Annotated in this window: 21 protein-coding genes; 9 read left to right on the plus strand and 12 right to left on the minus strand. The window is 72.9% G+C overall.

Going from position 1 to position 22,095, the window contains the following annotated elements:
* Nucleotides 1-8 precede the first annotated feature (8 nt).
* Together ACZ6TV_RS50040 and ACZ6TV_RS50045 are read right to left on the minus strand one after the other, a co-directional pair.
* Entirely contained in the window at nt 9-503 is a 495-nt protein-coding gene (locus tag ACZ6TV_RS50040; RefSeq protein ID WP_465307846.1) for a hypothetical protein, read from the minus strand.
* Nucleotides 490-999 carry a GNAT family N-acetyltransferase gene (locus ACZ6TV_RS50045; RefSeq protein ID WP_465307848.1) on the minus strand — a complete coding sequence of 170 codons (510 nt, stop codon included), beginning with the start codon at nt 997-999 and terminating at the stop codon, nt 490-492. Before ACZ6TV_RS50045 ends, ACZ6TV_RS50040 begins: the two co-directional genes overlap by 14 nt.
* Before the next feature lie 163 nt (nt 1,000-1,162).
* On the opposite strand from ACZ6TV_RS50045, the gene ACZ6TV_RS50050 reads away from it, so the two are divergent.
* Nucleotides 1,163-1,585, plus strand: coding sequence for an SRPBCC family protein (locus tag ACZ6TV_RS50050; protein WP_465307850.1), 423 nt, complete (start codon nt 1,163-1,165; stop codon nt 1,583-1,585).
* Here the strand turns inward: ACZ6TV_RS50050 and ACZ6TV_RS50055 are convergent.
* Together ACZ6TV_RS50055 and ACZ6TV_RS50060 are read right to left on the minus strand one after the other, a co-directional pair.
* Complete coding sequence (locus ACZ6TV_RS50055; RefSeq protein WP_465307852.1) at nt 1,582-2,589, minus strand: LLM class flavin-dependent oxidoreductase; 1,008 nt, start codon at nt 2,587-2,589, stop codon at nt 1,582-1,584. The two genes, ACZ6TV_RS50050 and ACZ6TV_RS50055, sit on opposite strands and share 4 nt — an antisense overlap.
* Nucleotides 2,590-2,651: 62 nt before the next feature.
* Nucleotides 2,652-4,529, minus strand: coding sequence for a Calx-beta domain-containing protein (locus ACZ6TV_RS50060; protein WP_465307854.1), 1,878 nt, complete (start codon nt 4,527-4,529; stop codon nt 2,652-2,654).
* Between the two features lie 297 nt (nt 4,530-4,826).
* On the opposite strand from ACZ6TV_RS50060, the gene ACZ6TV_RS50065 reads away from it, so the two are divergent.
* On the plus strand, nt 4,827-5,591 hold the full coding sequence (locus ACZ6TV_RS50065) for a VWA domain-containing protein (RefSeq protein WP_465307856.1): 765 nt from the start codon (nt 4,827-4,829) through the stop codon (nt 5,589-5,591).
* 9 nt (nt 5,592-5,600) lie between these two features.
* On the opposite strand, the gene ACZ6TV_RS50070 is transcribed toward ACZ6TV_RS50065, so the two are convergent.
* The 3 genes from ACZ6TV_RS50070 to ACZ6TV_RS50080 form a co-directional block, all read right to left on the minus strand.
* Nucleotides 5,601-6,116 (minus strand): gluconokinase, encoded by a 516-nt coding sequence (locus ACZ6TV_RS50070; protein WP_465307858.1) that lies wholly within the window; start codon nt 6,114-6,116, stop codon nt 5,601-5,603.
* Nucleotides 6,117-6,181: 65 nt separating this feature from the next.
* Nucleotides 6,182-6,907 (minus strand): SDR family NAD(P)-dependent oxidoreductase, encoded by a 726-nt coding sequence (locus ACZ6TV_RS50075; RefSeq protein WP_465307860.1) that lies wholly within the window; start codon nt 6,905-6,907, stop codon nt 6,182-6,184.
* A gap of 85 nt (nt 6,908-6,992) precedes the next feature.
* Entirely contained in the window at nt 6,993-7,364 is a 372-nt protein-coding gene (locus ACZ6TV_RS50080) for a hypothetical protein (protein WP_465307862.1), read from the minus strand.
* 162 nt (nt 7,365-7,526) lie between these two features.
* Between ACZ6TV_RS50080 and ACZ6TV_RS50085 the strand changes: the two genes are divergently transcribed.
* Complete coding sequence (locus ACZ6TV_RS50085) at nt 7,527-8,477, plus strand: GNAT family N-acetyltransferase (protein WP_465307864.1); 951 nt, start codon at nt 7,527-7,529, stop codon at nt 8,475-8,477.
* Here ACZ6TV_RS50085 and ACZ6TV_RS50090 read toward each other — a convergent pair.
* Together ACZ6TV_RS50090 and ACZ6TV_RS50095 are read right to left on the minus strand one after the other, a co-directional pair.
* Nucleotides 8,474-10,189 carry a DUF6311 domain-containing protein gene (locus ACZ6TV_RS50090; RefSeq protein WP_465307866.1) on the minus strand — a complete coding sequence of 572 codons (1,716 nt, stop codon included), beginning with the start codon at nt 10,187-10,189 and terminating at the stop codon, nt 8,474-8,476. The genes ACZ6TV_RS50085 and ACZ6TV_RS50090 overlap by 4 nt on opposite strands.
* Nucleotides 10,190-10,281: 92 nt before the next feature.
* On the minus strand, nt 10,282-10,611 hold the full coding sequence (locus tag ACZ6TV_RS50095) for a DUF952 domain-containing protein (protein ID WP_465307868.1): 330 nt from the start codon (nt 10,609-10,611) through the stop codon (nt 10,282-10,284).
* Nucleotides 10,612-10,707: 96 nt separating this feature from the next.
* Here ACZ6TV_RS50095 and ACZ6TV_RS50100 point away from each other — a divergent pair, with 96 nt between their 5' ends.
* Nucleotides 10,708-11,070 carry a hypothetical protein gene (locus ACZ6TV_RS50100; RefSeq protein WP_465307870.1) on the plus strand — a complete coding sequence of 121 codons (363 nt, stop codon included), beginning with the start codon at nt 10,708-10,710 and terminating at the stop codon, nt 11,068-11,070.
* Here ACZ6TV_RS50100 and ACZ6TV_RS50105 read toward each other — a convergent pair.
* Nucleotides 11,057-12,823 (minus strand): thiamine pyrophosphate-dependent enzyme, encoded by a 1,767-nt coding sequence (locus ACZ6TV_RS50105; RefSeq protein WP_465307872.1) that lies wholly within the window; start codon nt 12,821-12,823, stop codon nt 11,057-11,059. The genes ACZ6TV_RS50100 and ACZ6TV_RS50105 overlap by 14 nt on opposite strands.
* 72 nt (nt 12,824-12,895) lie before the next feature.
* Between ACZ6TV_RS50105 and ACZ6TV_RS50110 the strand changes: the two genes are divergently transcribed.
* Nucleotides 12,896-14,095 carry a DUF1444 domain-containing protein gene (locus ACZ6TV_RS50110; RefSeq protein ID WP_465307874.1) on the plus strand — a complete coding sequence of 400 codons (1,200 nt, stop codon included), beginning with the start codon at nt 12,896-12,898 and terminating at the stop codon, nt 14,093-14,095.
* Nucleotides 14,096-14,283: 188 nt separating this feature from the next.
* Here ACZ6TV_RS50110 and ACZ6TV_RS50115 read toward each other — a convergent pair whose 3' ends face one another.
* Nucleotides 14,284-15,342, minus strand: coding sequence for an FKBP-type peptidyl-prolyl cis-trans isomerase (locus ACZ6TV_RS50115; RefSeq protein ID WP_465307876.1), 1,059 nt, complete (start codon nt 15,340-15,342; stop codon nt 14,284-14,286).
* A 126-nt stretch (nt 15,343-15,468) separates the two neighbouring features.
* Here ACZ6TV_RS50115 and aceB point away from each other — a divergent pair, with 126 nt between their 5' ends.
* The 4 genes from aceB to ACZ6TV_RS50135 are packed head-to-tail and all read left to right on the plus strand — an operon-like array spanning nt 15,469 to nt 20,920.
* Nucleotides 15,469-17,037: a malate synthase A gene (aceB, locus tag ACZ6TV_RS50120; RefSeq protein ID WP_465307878.1), complete on the plus strand. Its 1,569-nt coding sequence runs from the start codon at nt 15,469-15,471 to the stop codon at nt 17,035-17,037.
* A complete protein-coding gene (locus ACZ6TV_RS50125) occupies nt 17,034-18,491 on the plus strand; it encodes an FAD-linked oxidase C-terminal domain-containing protein (RefSeq protein ID WP_465307880.1) in 1,458 nt (485 codons plus the stop codon). Before aceB ends, ACZ6TV_RS50125 begins: the two co-directional genes overlap by 4 nt.
* Before the next feature lie 3 nt (nt 18,492-18,494).
* Nucleotides 18,495-19,670 carry an FAD-binding oxidoreductase gene (locus tag ACZ6TV_RS50130; protein WP_465307882.1) on the plus strand — a complete coding sequence of 392 codons (1,176 nt, stop codon included), beginning with the start codon at nt 18,495-18,497 and terminating at the stop codon, nt 19,668-19,670.
* Nucleotides 19,670-20,920: a (Fe-S)-binding protein gene (locus ACZ6TV_RS50135; RefSeq protein WP_465307884.1), complete on the plus strand. Its 1,251-nt coding sequence runs from the start codon at nt 19,670-19,672 to the stop codon at nt 20,918-20,920. The genes ACZ6TV_RS50130 and ACZ6TV_RS50135 overlap by 1 nt, the downstream gene beginning before the upstream one ends.
* 478 nt (nt 20,921-21,398) lie before the next feature.
* Here ACZ6TV_RS50135 and ACZ6TV_RS50140 read toward each other — a convergent pair whose 3' ends face one another.
* Entirely contained in the window at nt 21,399-22,019 is a 621-nt protein-coding gene (locus tag ACZ6TV_RS50140) for a hypothetical protein (RefSeq protein ID WP_465307886.1), read from the minus strand.
* Nucleotides 22,020-22,095: the final 76 nt, after the last annotated feature.

Raw genomic sequence — 22,095 nt, forward strand, 5'->3', positions numbered from 1 at the left:
CGTAACGATCAGCACATAGTAGCGTGCAGCCGCTTCAGCAGCGACATCTCGAGCTCTTCGGGAAGCTTGAAGAACCCGTCCCCGGTGAGCAGCCGGTGGTCGTCGTTCGGCCGGTAGGACATGGGCACCAGCACCCCGTCGCGCACCTCGACGCTGCCGATGACGTCGTGCGCCGGGACGTCGCCGGAGGGGTCCGGGGTGCGGGCGTCGAGGACGTCGACCCAGCCGTGCTCACCGACCACGGAGGCCTGCTCGCGGATGCCCGGCACGACGAAGATGTCGTCGGCGATCATCTCGTGCAGGAAGCGCACGAACGCCGGGTTCTCCTCGAAGTGGTCCGGCTGCATCGCGGCCGGCCCGCCGACGCCGACGGCGAGGAGCCCGACGACCGCCTCCGGCGCCAGCCCGTATTCGGCGACCTCGTCCGGCTCCAGCGGCGACACCAGGTGCCGCAGGACGGAGCCGACGACCATCTCGTAGATGTAGAACTCAGCGGTCCCCACGGAGCTTCCCGTAGACGAGGACGTCCCGCCAGGCGCCGTCGCGGAACTCCGCGGAGCGCAGGATGCCCTCGCTGAGGAACCCGACCTTCTCCAGGGCCTTCTGCTCCGGGATGTTCTCCGGCTGGGTCCGGGCCTCGATCCGCGGCGCGGCACTGTTGGCGAACAGATAGTCGCACAGCAGCGTCTGCGCGCGCCAGCCGACGCCGCGGCCACGCCACTCCGGCAGCAGGATGATGCCGATGCTCCAGTACCGCGACCAGCCGGTGCCGCACGCCTCCCAGCTGACGTAGCCGGCGGCGGTCTCGTCGGCCTCGACCATCAGCCGGCCGTCGTGGTCGCCGAGGAAGCCGTCCTCGGCGAACCGCCGGGCCGGGCCCGTCGGCTCGCGGTAGCCGGACCACGCGGGGCCGGCCAGGCCGGGCTCCGTCACGAACCGGCGGAACATTCCCAGATCGCTCTCGACCACCGGTCGCAGCCGCACCCAGGTCTTATTCAACTCGCCTCACCTCGCTCACGCCGGCCGCCTGCGCGCGACGCGCAAGATCGCCCGCCATCCTCGCCGATGATCGGGCCGGCCGCCATCCGACCAAGAGCCGACAAAACACCGACGGCCGGGAAGGGCAACCGCCGATAGATCGGCCACGCTACCGTCTGGGGCCATGCCCGTCGATGCCTTCGCTCACACGTTCGCCGTGGCCGCCGCGCCGGCCAGGGTCTACGCGCACCTGGCCGACCCGCGGTCCTACGTGGGCCTGTCGCCGCTCGTCGTCGCCGTCCGCGACGTCCGCACCGACGGCGACCGGGTCACCTACGTGGCCCTCGAACGCTTCCGCTTCTGGACCAACCCGATCCGGGTGACGATGACGCTCGACCCGGACGCGCGCACCGTGACCAGCGAGGTCGTCTCGCCCGGCCGGGTGCGCCTGCGGGCCGTGGTGACCCTGGTCCCGAGGGATCAGGGCACGGAGGTGACCGAGTCCGTCACCGTCGACTCGCCGTCGTTGCTGCGCCGGTACGTGCTGCGGACCGCGAGATCCGTGCAGCTGCACAGGGCCGCCGAGCTCACCCGCCGGATGGCCTAACGGGTCAGGTGCGCCGCCACGTGCTCGCGGATCAGGGCGAACGACCGGGCGCGGGCGTCGATGTCGTACACCATGCAGGTCAGCATCAGCTCGTCGGCCTGCGTGCGGTCCAGCAGCTCGGTCAGCTGCGCCCGGACGGTCGACGGGGACCCGAGGGCCTGGCCGTCGCGCCGGTCGAGGATGAACTCGCGTTCCCGTTCGCTGTACGGATACGCCGCCGCCTCCTCGGGCGTGGCCATCGCCTCGGGCCGGCCGGACCGCAGCCGCAGGAACGACAGCTGGCTCGGCCCGGCGAGGAACTCGGCCTCCTCGTCGGTCGGGGCGGCGACGGCGCTGACGGCGACCATCGCGTAGGGCGCGTCGAGCCACTGCGACGGCCGGAAGCTGTCGCGGTAGAGCTTCAGGGCCGGCAGCGTGTTGGCGCTGGAGAAGTGGTGGGCGAAGGAGAACGGCAGGCCGAGCAGCCCGGCGAGCTGGGCGCTGAAGCCGCTGGAGCCGAGCAGCCACACGTCGGGCTTGTCGCCGCGCCCCGGTGAGGCGAGGATCCGCTGCTGCGCGTCGTCGCCGGTGAAGTAGGCGATGAGGTCCTGCAGCTCCTCGGGGAAGTTCTCCGCGGACAGCCCGTCCATGGTGCGGCGCAGCGCGAGCGCCGTGTACTGGTCGGTGCCGGGCGCCCGCCCGATGCCGAGGTCGATCCGGCCGGGGTGCAGCGCCTCCAGGGTGCCGAACTGCTCGGCGACGACGAGCGGCGCGTGGTTGGGCAGCATGACGCCGCCGGACCCGACGCGGATCGTGGAGGTGGCGGCGGCCAGGTGGGCGAGGAGCACCGCGGGTGAGGAGCTCGCGATCGCCGGCATGTTGTGGTGCTCGGCGACCCAGAACCTGCGGTATCCGAGGGCTTCGACGCGTCTGGCCAGCTCCGTCGTGTTGCGCAGGGCGTCGCCGGCGGACGCGTGGGCGGCTCGGGGCGCGACGTCAAGGACGGAAAGCGGAATCTCGGTCACAAACCATGGTCAACAGCGACGGCCGCCGGGATGTTCCCGGCGGCCGTCAGATGTGGCGGGGATCAGACGCGGCAGGGGTTGCCGGTCGGGTTGGCGGCGCTGCCGTGGATGTCGGCGTGCGCCTCGCTGATGACCACGTCGGTCAGCAGGGTGTCGAGGACGACGGCCTGCTGGGTGACGCTGGTGGCGGTGGTGGTGGTCGCGTTGAGCTTGAGCGAGCCGACCACCAGCGGCACGGTGAGCGGCGCGCTGCCGACCGTCACCGCTATCCCGTTGATCTTCAGGTACGAGATGTTCGACGAGCCGGACAGCACCGGGGCGAGCCCGCCCGGGCCGGTCGCGCAGGTCGCCTTCGCGGTGGCCTGGATCACGCCGAGCTCGATCGTCACCGGGGCGACCCCGCCGACGGTGATCTTCACCTGCTCCACCTTGGCGGTCGCGGTGCCGTTGTCACCGGCCGCCGGCGTGGTGTTGAGGTTGTCCGGGGTCAGCGCGGTGTTCGCGTCGAGCGTCTTCGTCTCGACCTTGATCAGGCCCGAGTTGAGGGTGAGCTGGGCGAGGACCTTGCTGTCGTCGGCGCAGGGGACGTTGGCCGGGTTCGCCGCGGGCGAGGACAGCGGGCCGACCCGCAGCACCTGGGCCGTGCAGGAGAACGTGCCGTTGCGGTCGGCGTCGACGATCGTGCCGAGGCCGGTGCCGTCGGCGATCGCCGCGCCGCTGGGCGCGGACAGGTTGACGGTGAAGGTCTCGTCGAGCTCGTCGACCGCGTCGTCGATGATCGGCACCGTGACCTGCCTGCTGGTCTGGCCCGGCGGGAAGGTGACCGTGCCGGAGCTCGCGGCGTAGTCGGCGCCGGCGGCGGCGCTGCCGTCGGCCGTCGCGTAGTTCACGCCGACCGGGGCGGTCGAGGCGGCGGAGAGCGAGACGGTGAAGGTCGCGTTGCCCGCGTTCTCGTTGACCACGACGTCGTCGATCGAGATGCCGATGACCTTGACGGACAGGGTCTGGACGAAGGCGGCGCCCTGGCTGACCCCGTCGACCTTGAAGTCGGCCTTGCACGTGTACGTGCCGGGCGCGGCCGTGCCGGCGACGGCGACGTGCTCGGTGAAGTCGGCGGTCGCGCCGCTGTCGACGGTCCTCTCGGCGGGCGCGAAGGTCACCGTCAGGGCGGCGGCGCAGTCGAAGACCACGGGAGCGACCTTGACCTGGATCGCCTGGATGCCGGCGAGGATCGCGGCGCTCACCTCGCCGGCGGGCACGTCGGGAAGGTAGACGCCGCCGGTGCCGGAGGTGATCGCCTCGGCCTGCCCGCCGGTGTTCATCGCGCCGACGTCGACGGCGACGACCCGGATGTGCGCGGCGTTGAGCTTGGCGACGGTGTCGGCGAGGTTGTGCCCGAGGCTCGGGTCGTGCGACGGGGCGTCACCGAACATCACGATGATGCGGGTGCCGCCGTCGCGGAAGGTCACGGCGCCGTCGGCGAGGTTGTAGAGCGCGTTGAGGCTGTCCTCGGGGAAGTCACCGCCGCCGCTCGCGGTCCACAGGTCGATGCCGGCCTGGACGGCGGCCTGGTCGGCGGTGATGTTCTGGTGGACCGCGAAGGGGGTCGCGTCGTCGACGTCCGTGTACTCCGCGACCCCGAACTGCGCGGCCGGCTGCGCCGCGGCGATCTGGCTCATCACGGACGCGGCGTTGGTGCGCACGTCGGTGATCGGCCCGGTCATGCTGCCCGTGGTGTCGGCGAGGAAGACGATGTCCGGCTTCGGCGGCACCGGCGCCGTCTCGACGTGCTTGGCGATGTCGGCCGACTGGCCGGGTCCCAGGGTCAGGCTGACGCTGGGCGGAGTGACACCTGGAGCGGCCTGCGCGGCGGTCGCCGCCGAGAAGACGGTCACCGCCCCTGCGGTCAGCACCAGGCTGAGTAATGACGCGAGTTTCACGTGCTTCCTCCTCTGAACGGCGTATTGCCGAGGAGAAGCAAACAATGACGGTGTCCACCCGGGACAGGACTTGCAGAGGGCGCCGGGGTCGTATACGCAGCGCTCACCGTCGCCGACGAATTCACTCCTGTGAGTGCGGCCGGAGCGCGATTCACATTCAATTCAGTCCACCGCCCGGGTGGCGCCCGCTGTATGAATGTTTACACCGCCCGGAATTGCGGCGCGGCCCCTGCGGACAAACGGTGTCCCTCGACGGGTTACGGTCGTGAGAGGGGGTACTACCAGGAGGGCAGCATCATGGCCGGGAAACCGCAGCTGACCGCGGCGCGGTCCGTCGCGCTCGTCAAGGACTCCTCCGGGGCGCCCGCCGTGAACCTCGCCAAGGTCCGCGAGTCCGGGCACGTCGACCTCGCCAAGCGCGCCGACAAGGCCGGCCTGGCGCTGAGCAGGCGGGGTCTCGGCGGCATCCGCGCCCAGGCGATGCTGGTGCTCGACCACTCCGGCTCGATGCGCCCCGACTACAAGAACGGGGCGGTGCAGACCCTGGTCGAGCGCGCCCTGGGCTTCGCGCTGCAGATCGACATCGACGGCACCGTCCCGGTGATCCCGTTCGACACGAAGGTCCTGCCGGTCGTGCCCGTGACCGTCGACAACTACAGCGGCGTCGTCGACCGCGAGATCCACCAGGGCTGGATGGGCACCACCAACCTCGCCGACGCCCTCGCGGCCGTCCTCGCGGAGGCGGAGACGACGACCGCGCCGATCTTCTGCATCGTCGTCGCCGACGGCGGCCCCGACAGCCGGCGGGCCACCACGAAGGTCGTGTGCGAGCTGTCCCGCTACCCGGTGTTCCTGAAGCTCCTGGCCGTCAAGCCCGTCGAGTACTTCCAGACACTCGACGACCTCGACGACACCAAGCGGCTCCTGGACAACGTCGACACGAAGTCGTCGACCGAGACCCTGGACCTGCTCACGTGCACCGACCTGCAGTTCGCGGAGGCGATGGCCGACGAATGGGACACCTGGGTCGAGGCGGCGACCGCCGCGGGCATCCTGACCTAGACCCGGGGGTCAGGACAGGCGCAGCCGCGCCGTGATCTCGTCGACGATCCGCTCGGGGGTGGCGTCGATCGACACCTCCGTGACGTCCTCGTCCGGCTGGGGCGGCTCCAGGGCGGCGAACTGGCTGTCGAGCATCTCCACGCGCATGAAGTGGCCGTGGCGGGCGGCGAGCCGTTGCGTGATCAGCTCGCGGGACCCGTTGAGGAAGACCAGCCGCACCTGCGGGCGGCCGTCGCGCAGCTGGTCGCGATACACCCGGCGCAGGCCGGAGCAGGTCACGACGCCAGGGGTGCCGGCGGCGGCGTGCTCGTCGACCCACGCGACGATGGCGGCGAGCCACGGCGCCCGGTCCTCGTCGGTCAGCGGCTCACCGGCGGCCATCTTCGCCACGTTGGCGGCCGGGTGGAAGTCGTCGGCCTCCGCGTACTTCCAGCCGAGCCGGCCGGCGAGCAGCTCCCCCACGGTGGTCTTGCCGGTGCCGGCGACACCCATCACGACGATCACTGGAGGCGGGGTGTCCGGCATGGCGATACCGTACCCGGGCGGCCGGACCTCCGCACGTGGCGGCGGGCCGGTCGCCCGGGTGCGGCTCAGGACGCCGCCATCGCCACCAGCGGCGGGAAGTGCCTGGCGATGAGCTGCTTCGCGACCGTGTCCGGGTCGCCGATGTCGCCGACGCGGTGCCGCTCGACGAGCCGGGCGTGCCCGGGCAGGCCGGTCCCCCGCTCCCGCAGCGTCCGCTGCATCTGCGTCTCGATGGCGCCCGGGTCGACGATCTCGACCGTGCAGGCGCGGCTCGCCGCCTCGCTGACGCAGCGCATGAACGCCTCCGCGCCCGCCTTCGTCGCGCAGTACGTCGCCCAGCCCGGATAGCTGCGGTGCGCCGCCGAGGAGGCGACGTAGACGATCCGCAGCCGCGGGGCCGGGTCGCCGGCGAAGGCGGCCAGGAAGGTGTTGGTGAGCAGGATCGGCGCGACCAGGTTGACCTGGACCGCGGCGAACACGTCCTCGGGGGCGAGCTCGCCGGCGAGGCCGATCGGCTCGACCGTCGCGGCGTTGTGCAGCAGCACCACCTCGTCCTCGGGGTGGGTCGCGCCGGCGAACGCGGCCAGCTCCGCCTCCGCCGGCAGGCTGACCGCCTCGGCGAGGTCGGTGGACCGCAGCCGCACCGACGCCGGGTGCCGCGCCGCGAGCGCCTGCTGCTCGGCGGGGAAGGACCTGGCCAGCCCGAGGACCCTGGCACCGTCGGCGTGCAGCGCGTGGAACAGGGCCGCGCCGAGCCCTCTGGAGGCGCCGGTCACGATGACCGAACGCATGCGGGAAACGTCCGCGGTTGCGGACATGACATCACTCCAACCGTGTCGAGGTGCCTGACAACAACGACGGGGGTGGGAGTTCGGTCTACGTGCGCCAGACCTGCAGCACGGAACGGTCGGGCGCGTGGTCCGTGCGGGCGCCCGGCGGTGGCTCGGCGAGGAGGACCGGCACCAGCTGGGCGAAGGTGCCCGCGGTCAGCTGGGCGAGGGCGTGGACCGTGACCTCGGGGGTCTCGACCTGCTCGCCCTCGGCGTGCAGCATGAGGGGCTGCTGCTGGTCGTCGTCGCCACCGGTCGACCACGAACCGTGGTCGTGATGGTCGGGCGCGAGCAGCTGATGGGTGACGCCGGCGTGGGAGGTGGGCGCGCCGATGGTCGCGCCGAACAGCATCGCCAGGACAAGGGCGAGGACGCCGACGACCCAGCCGGGCTTGCCCGCCCGCGTGAGTCCGTCCAAGTCCGCCCCCTCCCCGGTGATGCCCTCCGCAATCATGGCCCAACACCTCGCACATCGGAGTGTCGCGAATTTGCCAGCATCTGCGAAATTCAATTTCACCGATAGAGTGCCCGTGTGTCAGTACGAGCGGTTGTCGGGGCCGATCTGCCCTGGTTGCAAGAATTGCTCATCAATTCGTGGGGTGCGGTCCACGTCATCACGGGAGAAAACGGTCGGGACGCCGATCGGCTGCCCGGTCTGGTCGCCGAGGACGCGACGGGCGAGCGGGTGGGGCTGCTCACCTACGAGCTCGCCGCGACAGGGCTGGAAATCGTCACGCTCGACGTGACGCGTCCACATGCCGGGATCGGCACGGCGCTGCTGGACGCGGCGCGGTCGGTCGCCGCCGACGCGGGCCGCACCCGGTTGTGGCTGATCACCACCAGCGACAACCTCGAGGCGCTGCGCTTCTACCAGCGCCGCGGCATGCGCGTCCGGGACGTGCGCCCGGGCGCGGTGCAGCGGGCCCGCCTGCGCAAGCCGCAGATCGGCGAGGCCGGCGAGTCCGGCATCCCGCTGCGCGACGAGCTGGAGCTGGAGCTGTCCCTCGCGACCCCGGACGCGTGCGTGCGGCCCGGCACGCTCGCCGACGTGAAGCCGGTCCTGGGGCTGCTGGACGGCGCGACCCGCTGGCTGGCCGGGCTGGGGCGGACCGGGCAGTGGGGCACCGAGCCGCACTCGACGAACCCGCGGCGGCTGACCGCGATGATGCGGTGGGTCCCGCAGGGGCACCTGCACGTCGCCGAGATCGGCGGCGCCACGGTGGGTGCGGTCGTCGTCGGTGAGGCGCCGGAGAACATCCCGGTCGTCTACGAGCCGGAGCTGTACGTGAACCTGCTCGTCACCGACCGGGCGCGGCAGGGCCGGGGACTGGGCACGCTGTTGCTGGACCACGCCCGGGTCCTGGCGGTGCGGCGCGGGATCGGGCTGCTGCGCGTCGACTGCTACGCCGGCGACGACCGGGCGCTCGTCGGCTGGTACCGCCGGCAGGGCTTCACCCCGACGGAGACCTTCACGGTCCGGCTGGCCAGCGGCGCCGACTGGCCCGGCCAGGTCCTCGAGCAGCGCCTCTAACGCACGTCCCACAGCCACACGCCGCCGACCAGCCGGCCCGGCCCGAGCAGCGCGTCCAGCGTGCCCCGCTCGGCGGCGGCCCCGGCACCGTCCGGGGCGAGGACGATCGACGTGCGCCAGTAGGCGAGGTCGAGCCGGGCCTGCTCCCGGTCCGCGTCGGTGACGGGGGTGACCTGGCGCGAGCCGGTGGCGATGTTGATGAGCCGGTCGGTCGGGCGGGCCGGGGCGCCGACGGTCGCGTGGTTGCCCCGCACGCCGCCGGCCGGGCCGAGGAAGTAGCCGTGCGACATCCGCATGTCGGCGCCCGTCGCGGTGGCCCAGCTCATCGACGTCCAGTGCTCGAAGGTGGCGAGCGGCACGACCAGGACCGACTCCTCGGCCCGGACGTAGGAGCGCCACTGTCCCGAGGCGATGAACGACGGGACCGCCGGCCGGTCGATCACCTTGATGGGCACCGGCGCCGCCGGCACCAGCACCGCCGCGACGAGTCCGGCCTTCAGCACCCGGAGGCTCCCCGGCGCGTCGCCCGGGGCCGGCAGCCGGTCCAGGCCGATCGCGACGAGCGGCGCGACGGCCCACGTGGCCGCCTCGCCGAGCCGCGTCGGCAGCAGCGTGTCGAAGAGCGGAAGGTGGCTGAGGAGCGCGTAGGGGCCCGGGATGCCGGTGCCGCGGTTGTACAGCGTGAGCTCGGTGCCGAACGACAGCACGGCGAACACGGCGCCGGTGACGGCGACCGACCGCACGAGCGGCTCCCGCCACCGCCAGACGACGACGGCGGCGACCGCGATGACGAGCGGCCAGCCGAAGTAGCCGTGCTGCTCGGCGGAGAACCCGGGCTCCGGCTGGAACTCGCTGTAGCGCACCGCCACCGAGTTGCGCGAGAACGACGTGAGACCCAGCAGGTCCGTGTGGAAGGCGGTCATCTGCTTCTCGCCGCCGCGGTACGCGTTCGGGCCGAAGAACTGCCACCACAGCGGGTACGCCAGGACCACCGCCGTCGCGAGCAGCGTCACCCCGAGCCCGGCCAGCACGCTCGGCAGCCGCACCTCGCGGGGCCGCTGCGCCAGCCACAGCAGCCCGAACACCCCCGTGGCGAGGGCCGTGATGAACAGCGTCTCCTCGTTGATGAAGATCTGCCACACGACCAGCGCCGCGAGGATCAGCCCGCCGCGCACCGGCGCGTCGCGCAGCTTCACGACCCGCCACACGATGACGGGCACCAGGAACTGCGCGGTCAGGTTCGGGTGGAACGTCGCGTGGTTGGCCACGCTCGGCGCGAACGCGGCGACCAGCCCGCCCACCCAGGCGGCGCCCCGGCGCTCGACGACGTGCCGGGACAGCAGCCAGTACCAGGTGGCGCCGGTCGCGGCGAGGGTCAGCACGACCAGCAGGTCGAAGGCGATCCCCGGGCCGAACAGCAGCGTCACCGGCGACAGCGGCAGGCCCAGCCCCAGCATCGTCGTGTTGGCCATCCCGTTGACGCCGGCCGGGGCGTTGAGCCGGTCCAGCACGAACGGGTTCGAGGCGGTCCGCACGCACCGCGCCGCCCACGCCAGGAAGTATTCGGCGAGGACGCGGTCACCGGGTGTGTACGGCAGCCGCTGCCCCGGATGCGCGAGCAACCGTCCACAGAGGAGGAGGGCACCGGCCAGATACCCGGCCACCGCCACCGCGTCGATCGTCCACCGGCTCCGGGATCGCCCCTCGTCCATGGTCCAGAACCATACTTGGTCCGGTTTCGGGCGGTTCAGGGCACGACCTTGCGCCGCTTCCCGGCCCGGGCACGCCTCCGCCGCTTCCCGGGCTAGGGCACGACCTCGTCGACGGAGGAGGCGCCGGCGATGCGGTGCACAGCGGCGACGGCCGCCCGCGGCAGCGGCGCGTAGACGTGCGGGAACAGGCCGCCGTTGGCCGAGGTCTCCCAGCGCACCCACTCGCCCATGGTCAGCACGTCGACCGCGACGACGACGAGGTCGGGCTCGCCGCCGAAGTAGCGCAGCGCGGTGCCGGCGAGCTGGTCCCGGGAGGAGCAGTGGATGTAGCCGTCGCGCAGGTCCAGCGGCGAGCCGTCGAACCGGCCGTCCGCCTCGAAGCGGGCCCACTCGGCGGGCAGCAGGATCTTGTAGATCAGCACCGGCACACAATGCCACGGGTGAGGGGTTCTCTCACCTGTCGCAGGTGAAATGGTGTGAGCGACGAGTCACCCGTTTGCGACCTAGCGTACGCGAATATGAGAACTCGGACATGGGTGTGCGTCGCCGGGGCCGCCATCGCGGTCGGCTCGCTGAGCGCCGCGCACGCGCGAAGACCGGACCCGGCGATGGTCCCCACGGCGCAGACCACCGGGCAGCAGTCCGTCCAGGAGCAGGATTCGACGATGTACCTGCTGACCGGGACCGGGCTCGTCGCGATCGGCGGGGTGGTGCTCGTGGGCGGCGTCGCCGGGCTCGGCGGCCTGGACATTCCGGGCGGTATCACGATGACCCTCGGGCGGACCCGTTTGCGGGCCCGCCGGTGGACACGGTCGATGCGGAGCCGGGGACGGCACCGCAGCCGCCGCGTCGTCGCCCGGCGGCGGCTCACAGGCGGGTGATGCGGTCCTTCAGCAGCGTGGTGGCGATCGCGGCCTTGTGCGGCTGGCCGCGCATGAACGCCTCCGCGAACTTGACCGCCTGCTGGTAGGTGACCTTGGCCGGCATCGGGGGCTCGTCGGCGTCGACCGCGACGTCGACGAGCGCCGGCCCGTCGAACGCCAGGGCCTCCCCGAGGATGTTCTCCAGGGCGATGGGGTCGGTGACGCGGGCGCCGTACGCCCCGCAGCCGCGCGCCCACCCGGCGTAGTCCGGCTGCGGGTCGTCGCCGTAGCGGACGCCGAACTCCGGGAAGCCGTTGACCATCTGCTCCCAGACGATCATGCCGAGGGCGTTGTTGTCGTTGATGACGACCTTGATCGGCAGCCGGTACCGGGCCGCGGTGTGGAACTCGGCCATGAGCATGGCGAAGCCGCCGTCGCCGACGTAGGCGATGACCTGCCGGCGCGGGTACTCGTGCTGCAGCGCGATCGCGTACGGCAGCCCCGGCGCCATCGAGGCGAGCGTGCCGGACAGGTAGAACTCGCGGTCGCCGGTGGCCTGCCAGTGCCGGGCCGCCCAGGTGGTGACGGTGCCGGAGTCGCAGGTGAGGATCGCGTCCGGGGCGGCGACCCGGTCCAGCGTCCGGGCCAGGAACTGCGGCGCGATCGGCTCGCGGTCCGCGCGTTCGGTCGCCTCCAGCCGCTCGCGCCAGTCGCGCATCTTCTCCTGGTACCGCTGCAGGAACCGCTGGTCGGTGCGCCGCCGCAGCCTTGGCAGCAGGGCCTCCAGGGTGGCCGCGGCGTCGCCGACGAGCGGCACGTCGGTGGGGATGCGGGTGCCGACGCGGGACGGCTCGACGTCGATCTGCACCACGTGCGCCTGCCCGGGCGCCGGGAGGAACTTCGTGTAGGGGAAGTTCGTGCCGACCATCAGCAGCCCGTCGCACTCCTGCATCAGGTCCTCGCTGGGCGCGGTGCCGAGCAGCCCGAGCCCGCCGAGCACGAACGGCGAGTCGTCCGGCACGACCATCTTGCCCATCAGCGACTTCACGATCGGCGCGCCGAGCACGTCGGCGACGAGCTCGACGAGCGGCCCGGCTCCGCGGGCACCGACCCCGGCCAGGATCGCCGGCTTCGAGGCGTTGTTGAGCAGGTCCGCGGCGGCCTGCAGGTCGTCGTCCGCGGGCCGCACCGGCGGGGCGACCCACACGGGCGCGGTCGCCGGGTCGCGGACCGGGCCGACCGCGTCGAACGGGTTGTCGCCGGCGGTCGCGACCTGCACGTCGTTGGGGACCGTCAGGTGCGCCACGCCACGGCGGGCCAGGGCGGTGCGGACCGCGATGTCCACCAGCGACGGCACCTGCGCCGGGTTGCCGACGGTCTCGTTGTACTCGGCGACGTCTTCGAAGAGCCGGTCGAGGTGGACCTCCTGCTGGTACGCGGTGCCGATGACGCTCGACTCCTGCATGCCGGTGATCGCGAGGACCGGCGCGTGGTCGAGTTTCGCGTCGTACAGCCCGTTCGCGAGGTGGATGCCGCCGGGGCCGGACGTGGCCAGGCAGACGCCGAGCCGGCCGGTCGCCTTGGCGTGCGCGACGGCCATGAACGCGGCCGCCTCCTCGTGGTGCACCAGGACGAACCGGACCCGGTCGGCGTTGCGCCGGAGGCCCTCCATGATCCCGTTCACGCCGTCGCCGGGCAGGCCGAACACGGTGTCGACGCCCCAGTCGGCCAGCCGGGCGATCAGCGCCTCACCGACAGTCGGTTTGCTCATATGCCTGTGCTTTGCCGGTACGGGCGGAAACAAACGGGAACTGGCTGATCAAGTCGGGTAGCGTGCCTGGCCATGGGGATGCTCGACGGGGTGTTCGGCAGCCGGCAGGACCGTTTCGCCAGGCAGGTGCTGACCGCGCTGCGGGACGCCGGGGTCGCCGACGCCCGCTACGACCGCGACCGCTTCGCCATCCACGTCCGGGTGGGCGGTCACCGCGCCGGCGGCCGGGGCGGGGCCGGCGGGCAGGACGCCGGGGCACCGTCGATCGCCTACCTCGGCAACATCTTCCGTGAGTGCCGCGACGCGGGCCGGGAGGAGCGGCGGCAGCGCATCGCGCGTTTCCTGTCCGCCGTCGTGTTCCCCTCCGGCGCGCCCGACACGTGGGAGGAGGTCGCGCCGCTGCTGCGACCCCTGCTGCGGGCGGTGACGTTCGGGCTGGGGGTGCCCGCGGGGTCGCCGCCACTGGTGCGCCGCCCGGCGCTGCCGATGCTCGACGAGGTCGTTGCCGTCGACCAGCCGACGTCGATGATGTACGTGACGACCCGCCAGCTCGCGCAGTGGGGGGTGCCCGCGGCGGTGGTCTTCGACCGCGCCCGCCGCAACCTCACCGGACTGCCGGGCAGCACCTCCGGTGACCCTTCCGGTGGCGCCGCGGTGATCCGGATCGTCGACGACGGCGACGCGTACTGCGCCTCGCACCTGCTCCTGCCCGGATGGCTCGCCGCGCAGGCGCACCGGCTCGGCGGCACCCCGGTCGCGTTCGTGCCCGACACGACGGGCCTGCTCCTGGCCGCCGACGAGGCCGCGGGTGCCCTGTTCGCGGTGGTCGAGGAGGAGTACCGCGACGCCGCCCGGCCGATCTCCACGATGGCGTACACGGTCGACGCGACGGGTGCCGTGGTGCCCTACGCCGCGCCGCCCGGGCATCCGCTGCACGCCGCCGTGCACCGCTCCGAGGTCCTGATGGCCGCCGCCGAGTACGACGCGCAGGCACCGCACCTGGACACCGGCGCGCACGTGGCGGCGGTCACCGTCGCCGAACGCCCGGACCGGTCCGTGTTCTCCGTGACGGTCTGGCCCGAGGGCGTCGACACGCTGCTGCCCCGGGCCGACTACGTGTCGTTCGGCTCGTTCCTCGTCACGTGGGCGGCCCTGGAGCGCGAGGTCGACCTGGAGCCGGAGCCGGGCCTCGACCCCGGACGCTTCCGCCTGCGCACCTGGCCGCACCCGGGCGTGGTCGCCCGCCTGCGGGCCGTCGCCACCACCCCGTAGCACCGACCCGTCCGGCCGGCTCCGGACGTCCGGGCCGTGGGGCGTCGGCGTACGCGCCGGGGGCAGGCCGTGGGGCGTCACTGCCCAGACACGGACCGGGTGACGACCCGGCGGTGCCCGGTGCGGGACGGCGACGGCCCCGCCGGAAGGTGCCCGGCGGGGCCGTCGTCGCGTGTCGTGCGGGCGGGTCAGCCGCCGAGGCCGGCGGGCAGGCCGCCGCTGTCCGCGTCCTTTGCGTCGAGGATGTCGACGATGAAGCGCAGCGTGCCGGCGGGGTAGCCCTCGGGGGCGTCGTCGCCGTAGGCCTTGCTGCCGGGGATGTCGAGCTGGACCCGGGTGCCGACCTTCAGGCCGACGAGCCCCTCGTCCCAGCCCTCGATGACCTGCGGCTGCTTGCCGAGCTGCTTCTGGCCGACCGGGATCTCGATCGTCTTCTTGCGCGGCCAGGACGCGTCGAAGACCTTGCCGTCCTTGATCGTCGCGCCGACGTAGTTGACCGTGACGGTCTGGCCCGCCTTGACGGTCTTGCACTCGCCCTTGATCAGGATCGTCTGCTTGACGGTCTTGATGTCGGCGCTGCCGGTGGTCATCTTCGGCTCGGTGGCCAGGCCCTTGTCCATGCCGCCGAGCAACGGCGGGAACGCGGCGGCGTCGGCCGACGGCTTGCACTTGACCCGGTTCTTCTCGGCCCGGTCGCCGAAATACCAGACGCCGGCGAACGCGCCGCCGACGACCAGCAGGACGATGATCGTGCCGGCGATCGCCTGGCCGGCGCGGCGGCGGCGGGCGGCCTTCGCGGCGGCGATACGGGCGGCGGCGCGCTTCTCCGCCTTCGTCATCGGGGCCGGCGTCTTCGACTTCGACGACGGCTTCTCCTTGGCGGCCTCCGCGTCGTCGTCCTCCGCGTCCTCGGCCGCGTCGTCGTCCGGGTCACCCGCGGCGGCAGCGTCCGGGTCGCCGGCGCCGGCCGCGGCCTCAGCCTCGTCGGCCGGGTCGGCGGCGGCGTCCGTGTCCCCGTCCTTGTCCCCGGCGTCCTTGTCGCCGTCGGCCGGGTCCCCGGCGTCGTCCTTGTCGAGCGACACCGTCTCGTCGGCGCCGGTCACGGCCTCCGGCGCGGTCGCCTCAGGCGTTTTGTCGCTTTCCGCACCCTCGACGTCGGTGGGCTCGACCTCGGTGTCCGGTGCCGCCTTCGGCGGCGTGGCCTTCGACGGCCTCGCAGTGCGGCGGCTTCTGCCCCGATCGCTCACAGTTGGAAGACTCCCCTGCTGGACGGACCCGAATAGTGGCGGACCTGAGTTTTGTTCGCCAGAGCTTCCCATATCACACGCGCCGCGACACGCCCCGGGTGGCATCACAGCCGATAGGGTCATGACATGGGCACTGTTCAGGGCGTCGAGATTACCGGACCGCTCGACGAACGATTCGCCGAGATCCTCACCGAAGAAGCTCAGAGTTTCCTGGCAGACCTGCACAGGACGTTCGACGCCCGGCGGCTGGAGCTCCTGCAGGCCCGCAGGGAACGCGAGGCGGAGCTGGCAGCCGGCGGGACGTTCGGGTTCCTGGCCGAGACGCGCGAGATCCGGGAGGGCGACTGGCGGGTGGCCGAGCCGGCACCGGGCCTCGTCGACCGGCGGGTCGAGATCACCGGGCCGACCGACGCGAAGATGACCATCAACGCGCTCAACTCCGGCGCGAAGGTGTGGCTCGCCGACCACGAGGACGCCAACACGCCGCTGTGGGCCAACGTGATCGGCGGGCAGCTCAACCTCCGCGACGCGAATGCCGGCGCACTGTCGTACACCTCCGGCGAAAAGCACTACGAGCTGACCGACGGCCCCCGTCCGACCGTCGTGATGCGCCCCCGCGGATGGCACCTGCCGGAGAAGCACATCCTGGTCGACGGGGCGCCGACGTCCGGGTCACTGACCGACTTCGGGCTCTACTTCTTCCACAACCATCTCGTCACCAGGCCCTACTTCTACCTGCCGAAGATGGAGTCGCACCTGGAGGCGCGGCTGTGGGACGAGGTGTTCGCCTTCGCCGAGGAGCGCTTCGGCCGTCCCCGCGGCACGATCCGGGCGACGGTGCTGATCGAGACGTTCCCGGCCGCGTTCGAGATGGACGAGATCCTGTACGAGCTGCGCGAGCACTCCGCGGGGCTCAACGCGGGCCGGTGGGACTTCATGTTCAGCGTGATCAAGAAGTCCAGGTTCCTCGACGCGGCCCGCGGCAGGGACTTCCTGCTGCCGGACCGCAACACGGTGACGATGACCGTGCCGTTCATGCGCGCCTACACCGAGCTGCTGGTGCGCACGTGCCACCGGCGGGGCGCGCACGCGATCGGCGGCATGGCCGCGTTCATCCCGAGCCGGCGCGACCCGGAGGTCAACAAGGTCGCCCTGGAGAAGGTCACCGCCGACAAGACCCGCGAGGCCGGCGACGGCTTCGACGGCTCGTGGGTCGCGCACCCCGACCTGGTCGAGCCGTGCCGCAGCGTGTTCGACGGGGTGCTCGGCGACCGGCCCAACCAGCTCGACCGGCTCCGCGACGACGTGATGGTGTCCGCCGCCGACCTCCTCGCCGTCGGTGCCACCCCGGGCACGCAGACGGAGGCCGGGCTGCGCAACGCCGTGAGCGTCGGCGTGCAGTACCTGGACGCGTGGCTCAAGGGCACCGGCGCCGTCGCGATCAACAACATGATGGAGGACGCGGCGACCGCGGAGATCTCCCGGTCGCAGGTCTGGCAGTGGCTGCACACCGGTGTCACCCTGGCGGACACGGGCGAGCCGGTGACCCGCTCGCTGGTCGAGCGGATCGCCGACGAGGAGCTGGCCCAGCTGCGCGGCGACCTGGCCGAGGCCCGCGCATTGTTCATGGAGGTGGCCGTGGCGGACGAGTTCGTCGACTTCCTGACGTTGCCGGCGTACGAACGCATGCCATGAGCGTCGAAGCGCTCGCCCGGCGGTTACGGGAGTTCCTGGGCCCGGACCAGGTCCTCACCGACCGGCAGCAGCTGCGCACCTACGAGTGCGACGGCCTGACCCACTACAGGGTCGTGCCCGCCGTCGTGGTCCTGCCGCGCACCGCCCAGGAGTGCGCGGGCACCGTGCGGGCGTGCGTCGAGCACGGCGTGCCGTTCGTGGCCCGCGGCTCCGGCACCGGCCTGTCCGGCGGGGCGCTGCCGCACGCCGACGGCGCGCTCATCGTCACCTCCCAGCTGCGCGCGATCCGCGAGGTCGCCCCGCAGGACGAGCGGGCCGTCGTCGAGCCCGGCGTGATCAACCTGCAGGTCAGCCGGGCCGCGGCGCCGCACGGCTACTACTACGCGCCGGACCCGTCCAGCCAGCAGATCTGCTCCATCGGCGGCAACGTCGCGGAGAACTCCGGCGGCGCGCACTGCCTCAAGTACGGGTTCACCACCAACCACGTCACCGGCGTGCAGATCGTCACGCCCGACGGCGACCTCGTCCGGCTCGGCGGGCGGGCGCCGGACGCACCCGGGTACGACCTCCTCGGCGCGTTCGTCGGCTCCGAGGGCACCCTCGGCATCGCCACCGAGGTGACCGTCCGGCTCGTGCGCCTGCCGGAGACGGTCAGCACGCTGCTCGCCGCGTTCCCCGGCACCGACCAGGCCGGCGCCGCCACCTCGGCGATCATCGCCGCCGGGGTCGTGCCCGCCGCTGTGGAGATGATGGACGCCCTGGCGATCGAGGCCGCGGAGGCGGCGGTGCACTGCGGCTACCCGGGCGGTGCCGGCGCGGTCCTCATCGTCGAGCTCGACGGGCCGCGCGCCGAGGTCGACGCGCAGTTCGCCGCCGTCGAGGCGTTCTGCCGGGAGCACGGCGCGTTCGAGATCCGCATCGCCGCCGACGACGCCGAGCGGGCCCTGTTCTGGAAGGGGCGCAAGTCAGCGTTCGCCGCCGTCGGCCGGATCAGCCCCGACTACATCGTCCAGGACGGCGTCATCCCGCGCACCGCGCTGCCCCGGGTCCTGACCCGCATCGCCGAGATCGCGAGCGAGCACGGCGTCAGGGTCGCCAACGTCTTCCACGCCGGCGACGGCAACCTGCACCCCCTGGTGCTGTTCGACGAGACCGTCCCGGGCCAGGCCGAGCGGGCCGAGGCGGTGTCGGGCGCGATCCTCGACATCTGCGTCGAGCACGGCGGGTCGATCACCGGCGAGCACGGGGTCGGCGTCGACAAGGCCAAGCACCTGCCCAGCATGTACAGCGACGCCGACCTCGACACGATGCAGCTGCTGCGGTGCGCGTTCGACCCGCACGGGCTGTCGAACCCGGGGAAGGTGTTCCCGACACCCCGCCTGTGCGGCGAGGTGCCGGGCCGGCACAAGGGCACCCATCCGCTGCACCAGCCAGGCATCGCGGAGGTTTTCTAGAAGATGACTGCGCTGATCGCGGGGGTTCCGGCCGCCGCCGTCGCCACGCCGGCCTCGACCGCCGAGGTCGCCGACGTGCTGCGCGGCGCCGCCGGTGACAATCTTGCACTGGTCGTCCGGGGCGCCGGGACCCGCCAGGACTGGGCGCTGCCACCCCAGCGGCTCGACCTCATCCTGGAGACGGCGAAGCTCTGCGGGCTCGTCGAGCACGCCGCGGGCGACCTCGTCGCCGTCGTCCGCGCCGGTACGCCGCTGCGCCAGGTCCAGGAGGCGCTGCGGCCGGCCGGGCAGCAACTGGCGCTGGACGAGCCGCTGCCGGGCGCGACCGTCGGCGGGACCGTCGCCGTCAACGCGTCCGGGCCGCGCCGCATGCTGTACGGCACGGTCCGCGACCTGCTCATCGGCGTCACCGTCGTGCGCGCCGACGGCGTCGTGGCGAAGGCCGGCGGCAAGGTCGTGAAGAACGTCGCCGGCTACGACCTGGGCAAACTGGTCGCGGGGTCGTACGGCACCCTCGGCGTCATCACCGAGTGCGCCTTCCGCCTGCATCCCCTGCCGGCCGCGCGGCGCTTCGTGTCGGTGCGCGTCGAGGGCCCCGAGGAGGCCGCGCGGGCCCTGTCCGCGGTCCTCGGCGCGCAGGTCGTCCCGAGCGCCCTGGAGATCGACACCGACCCGTTCACCGTCACCGCCCTGGTCGAGGGCGTCCCCGACGGCGTCGCGCAGCGGGCCGCGGACCTGGAGAAGCTCCTCGGCGGCGACGCCGTCACCGCCGACGCCCCGCCGCCGGGCTGGGGCACCTACCCGTGGCGGGCCGGCGACATCGGCATCAAGCTCACGTCGGCGCTGTCGCGGGTGCCGTACCTGCTGACCGCCGCCGGCGTCACCGCGCAGCTGCACGACGTCGCGCTGCACGTGCGCGGCTCCGCGGGCACCGGCGTCCTCTACGCGGGCCTGCCCGGCGACACCGACCCGGGCTCGGTCGTCGGCGTCGTCAGCGACCTGCGCGCCGCGACCCGCGCCGGCGCCGGGCACTGCGTGGTGCTGACCTCGCCGCCGGGGGTCCGCTCGCGGGTCGACGTGTGGGGGCACGTCGACGGTCTCGACCTGATGCGCCGGGTCAAGGAGCAGTTCGACCCCCTCGGCATCCTCGCGCCGGGGCGGTTCGTGGGAGGCATCTGATGTCCATCGATCCCGATCTCGTCTCCGACTGTGTCCACTGTGGATTCTGTCTGCCCACCTGCCCCACCTACGTGCTGTGGGGCGAGGAGATGGACTCGCCGCGCGGCCGGATCCAGCTGATGCTGCAACAGCTGGAGGGCGAGCCGCTGACCACCGCCGCGGCCGGCCACTTCGACGCGTGCCTGGGCTGCATGGCCTGCGTGACCGCCTGCCCGTCCGGCGTGCGGTACGACACCCTCATCGAACAGACCCGGGTCGTGGTCGAGGAACGGCACCCCCGGCCGCTGCCGGAGCGGGCGCTGCGCTCGCTGGTCTTCGGCCTGTTCCCCCACCCACGCCGGCTGGCGGCGCTGAAGGGGCCACTGGCGCTGTACCAGCGGCTCGGCTCACCCCTGCTGGACCGGCTGCCGGGGCGGCTGTCGACCCTCGCCGCGCTCGCCCCGCCGGTCCGGCCCTCCGTGCCGCTGCCGTCGTCGCTGCCGGCGCTGGGCACCCGCCGGGCGGTCGTCGGGATGCTGACCGGCTGCGTGCAGTCGGCGTTCTTCCCCGCCGTCAACGCCGCCACCGCCCGGGTCCTCGCCGCGGAGGGCTGCGACGTGGTGATCCCGCCGGGCCAGGGCTGCTGCGGCGCCCTCAGCGTGCACAGCGGCCGCCGCGCCGAGGCGGCGCGCTTCGCCCGCGGCATCGTGGACACCTTCGCCGGCGCGGGCATCGACGCGCTGGTCGTCAACGCCGCCGGCTGCGGCTCGTCGCTGAAGGAGCTCGGCGACCTGCTCGCCGACGACCCCGTCTACGCCGCGCGCGCCGCCTGGCTGGCCTCCCGCGTCACCGACTTCTCGGAGCTGCTCGCCACGCTCGGCCCGGCCGCCCCGCGCCATCCGCTGCCGGTCACCGTGGCGTACCACGACGCCTGCCACCTCGCCCACGCCCAGGGGGTGCGGTCCCAGCCCCGCGACCTGCTCCGCGCCGTCCCCGGCCTGACCCTGCGCGAGATCGCCGACCCGGAGATCTGCTGCGGCTCCGCCGGGGTGTGGAACGTCCTGAACCCGGACCCCGCCGCGCAGCTCGGCACCCGCAAGGCCCGTGACGTCCTGGCCACCGGCGCCGACTGGCTCGTCACCGCCAACCCGGGCTGCCTCATGCAGATCGCCTCGGGCGGCCGCGCCACCGGTGCCACGATCCACACCGCGCACACCGCGCAGGTCCTGGACGCCTCGATCCGCGGCGTCCGCCTCCCCCGCACCCTCTGACCCGCTCCCACGTCGGGTTGGTGACGGGGCCGAGCCCGATGGCCCGCTCCCACGTCGGGTTGGAGACGGGGCCCAGCCCGACGGCCCGGCCCCGCGTCGGGTTGGTGACGGGGCCGAGCCCGGTGGCCCGGCCCCGCGTGTCCCACGGCATGACGACGACCTTGGTGGACTGTCCCGAGTGCGGGCTTCCCGCGGCCGCGCGCGACGACGGGCCGGCGTGGAGCACCGGCGGCCCGGTGCGGCACGTGCGGCTGCACTGCGTCCTCGGGCACCGGTTTCTCGGGCCTGAGGACCGGCTGACGCGCAGGACCCGGGCTGACTGAGACAGCGCTGTGGGCAGGTCCCGGGCCGCTTGAAACAGCTGTGGGAGGTCCGTGCCGCGCTGACCGCCTAAGGGCACCTTACAGGCGGCCAGCAAATTGATCTCCGGCCTCATTGCGCTGCGTAGTCCACCCTGCGTGCGGCGCGGGGGGTGCGGTCAGTTCGGGCGCAGCGGGCGGCCCTGGCCGTCGACGGGGCGGCCGGCCAGCAGGATGATGCCGTCGACCACGAACCAGATCCACAGGCCGAGCGACACCAGCCACGTCAGGCCGAAGAGGAAGAACCCGCACCAGAACGCCGACCAGCCGACCACGACGCTGAGGATCAGCTGGGTCACGCCGATGGCGGTGTTGCCCGCATAGAGCCGGCCGATGCCGCCGAGGGCCAGGAACAGGCCCGGCAGCAGCTGCAGCAGGCCCGCGGCGAGCTTCGACTTGTCCGAATACGGCTGGCCGGTCACCGGGTCGTAGCCGGCGTTGGCGACGCCGAGGACGGGCACGACGTGGCCCGGCTGGCCGTAGCCGGGCTGGCCATACGCCGCCTGCTGCTGGGCATAGGGGTCGTAGCCGCCGGACGTCGGGGCACCGGAGACCGGCAGCTGATAGGTCGGCGAATACGGCGGGCTCGACCCGGGAGGGCCCGACGCCGGCGGGCCGGACATCGGCTGCTGCGGCCCGGCGGGCAGCGCATACGGGTCGGCCGGCTGCTGCCCATACTGGGGCTGGCCATACGGGTTGGGCTGATATGGGTCCTGCTGCCCGTAGGGTGGCTGCGTCATGGGAGCAGGCTACCGCCACCCTCCGACAGCGATGACCCCTGTGACCACGGTGACGTTGAGCCGTCCCGCGCCATGC

It is taken from the genome of Dactylosporangium sp. NPDC051087 (genome assembly GCF_055586325.1).

Bases quoted from the DNA above. Each gene is read 5' to 3' on its own strand.
- aceB (WP_465307878.1), top strand. From the start codon at position 15,469: ATGGGCACTGTTCAGGGCGTCGAGATTACCGGACCGCTCGACGAACGA.
- ACZ6TV_RS50050 (WP_465307850.1), top strand. From the start codon at position 1,163: ATGCCCGTCGATGCCTTCGCTCACACGTTCGCCGTGGCCGCCGCGCCG.
- ACZ6TV_RS50140 (WP_465307886.1), bottom strand. From the start codon at position 22,019: ATGACGCAGCCACCCTACGGGCAGCAGGACCCATATCAGCCCAACCCG.
- ACZ6TV_RS50075 (WP_465307860.1), bottom strand. From the start codon at position 6,907: ATGCGTTCGGTCATCGTGACCGGCGCCTCCAGAGGGCTCGGCGCGGCC.
- ACZ6TV_RS50130 (WP_465307882.1), top strand. From the start codon at position 18,495: ATGACTGCGCTGATCGCGGGGGTTCCGGCCGCCGCCGTCGCCACGCCG.
- ACZ6TV_RS50105 (WP_465307872.1), bottom strand. From the start codon at position 12,823: ATGAGCAAACCGACTGTCGGTGAGGCGCTGATCGCCCGGCTGGCCGAC.
- ACZ6TV_RS50110 (WP_465307874.1), top strand. From the start codon at position 12,896: ATGGGGATGCTCGACGGGGTGTTCGGCAGCCGGCAGGACCGTTTCGCC.
- ACZ6TV_RS50125 (WP_465307880.1), top strand. From the start codon at position 17,034: ATGAGCGTCGAAGCGCTCGCCCGGCGGTTACGGGAGTTCCTGGGCCCG.
- ACZ6TV_RS50135 (WP_465307884.1), top strand. From the start codon at position 19,670: ATGTCCATCGATCCCGATCTCGTCTCCGACTGTGTCCACTGTGGATTC.
- ACZ6TV_RS50100 (WP_465307870.1), top strand. From the start codon at position 10,708: ATGAGAACTCGGACATGGGTGTGCGTCGCCGGGGCCGCCATCGCGGTC.
- ACZ6TV_RS50070 (WP_465307858.1), bottom strand. From the start codon at position 6,116: ATGCCGGACACCCCGCCTCCAGTGATCGTCGTGATGGGTGTCGCCGGC.
- ACZ6TV_RS50090 (WP_465307866.1), bottom strand. From the start codon at position 10,189: ATGGACGAGGGGCGATCCCGGAGCCGGTGGACGATCGACGCGGTGGCG.
- ACZ6TV_RS50065 (WP_465307856.1), top strand. From the start codon at position 4,827: ATGGCCGGGAAACCGCAGCTGACCGCGGCGCGGTCCGTCGCGCTCGTC.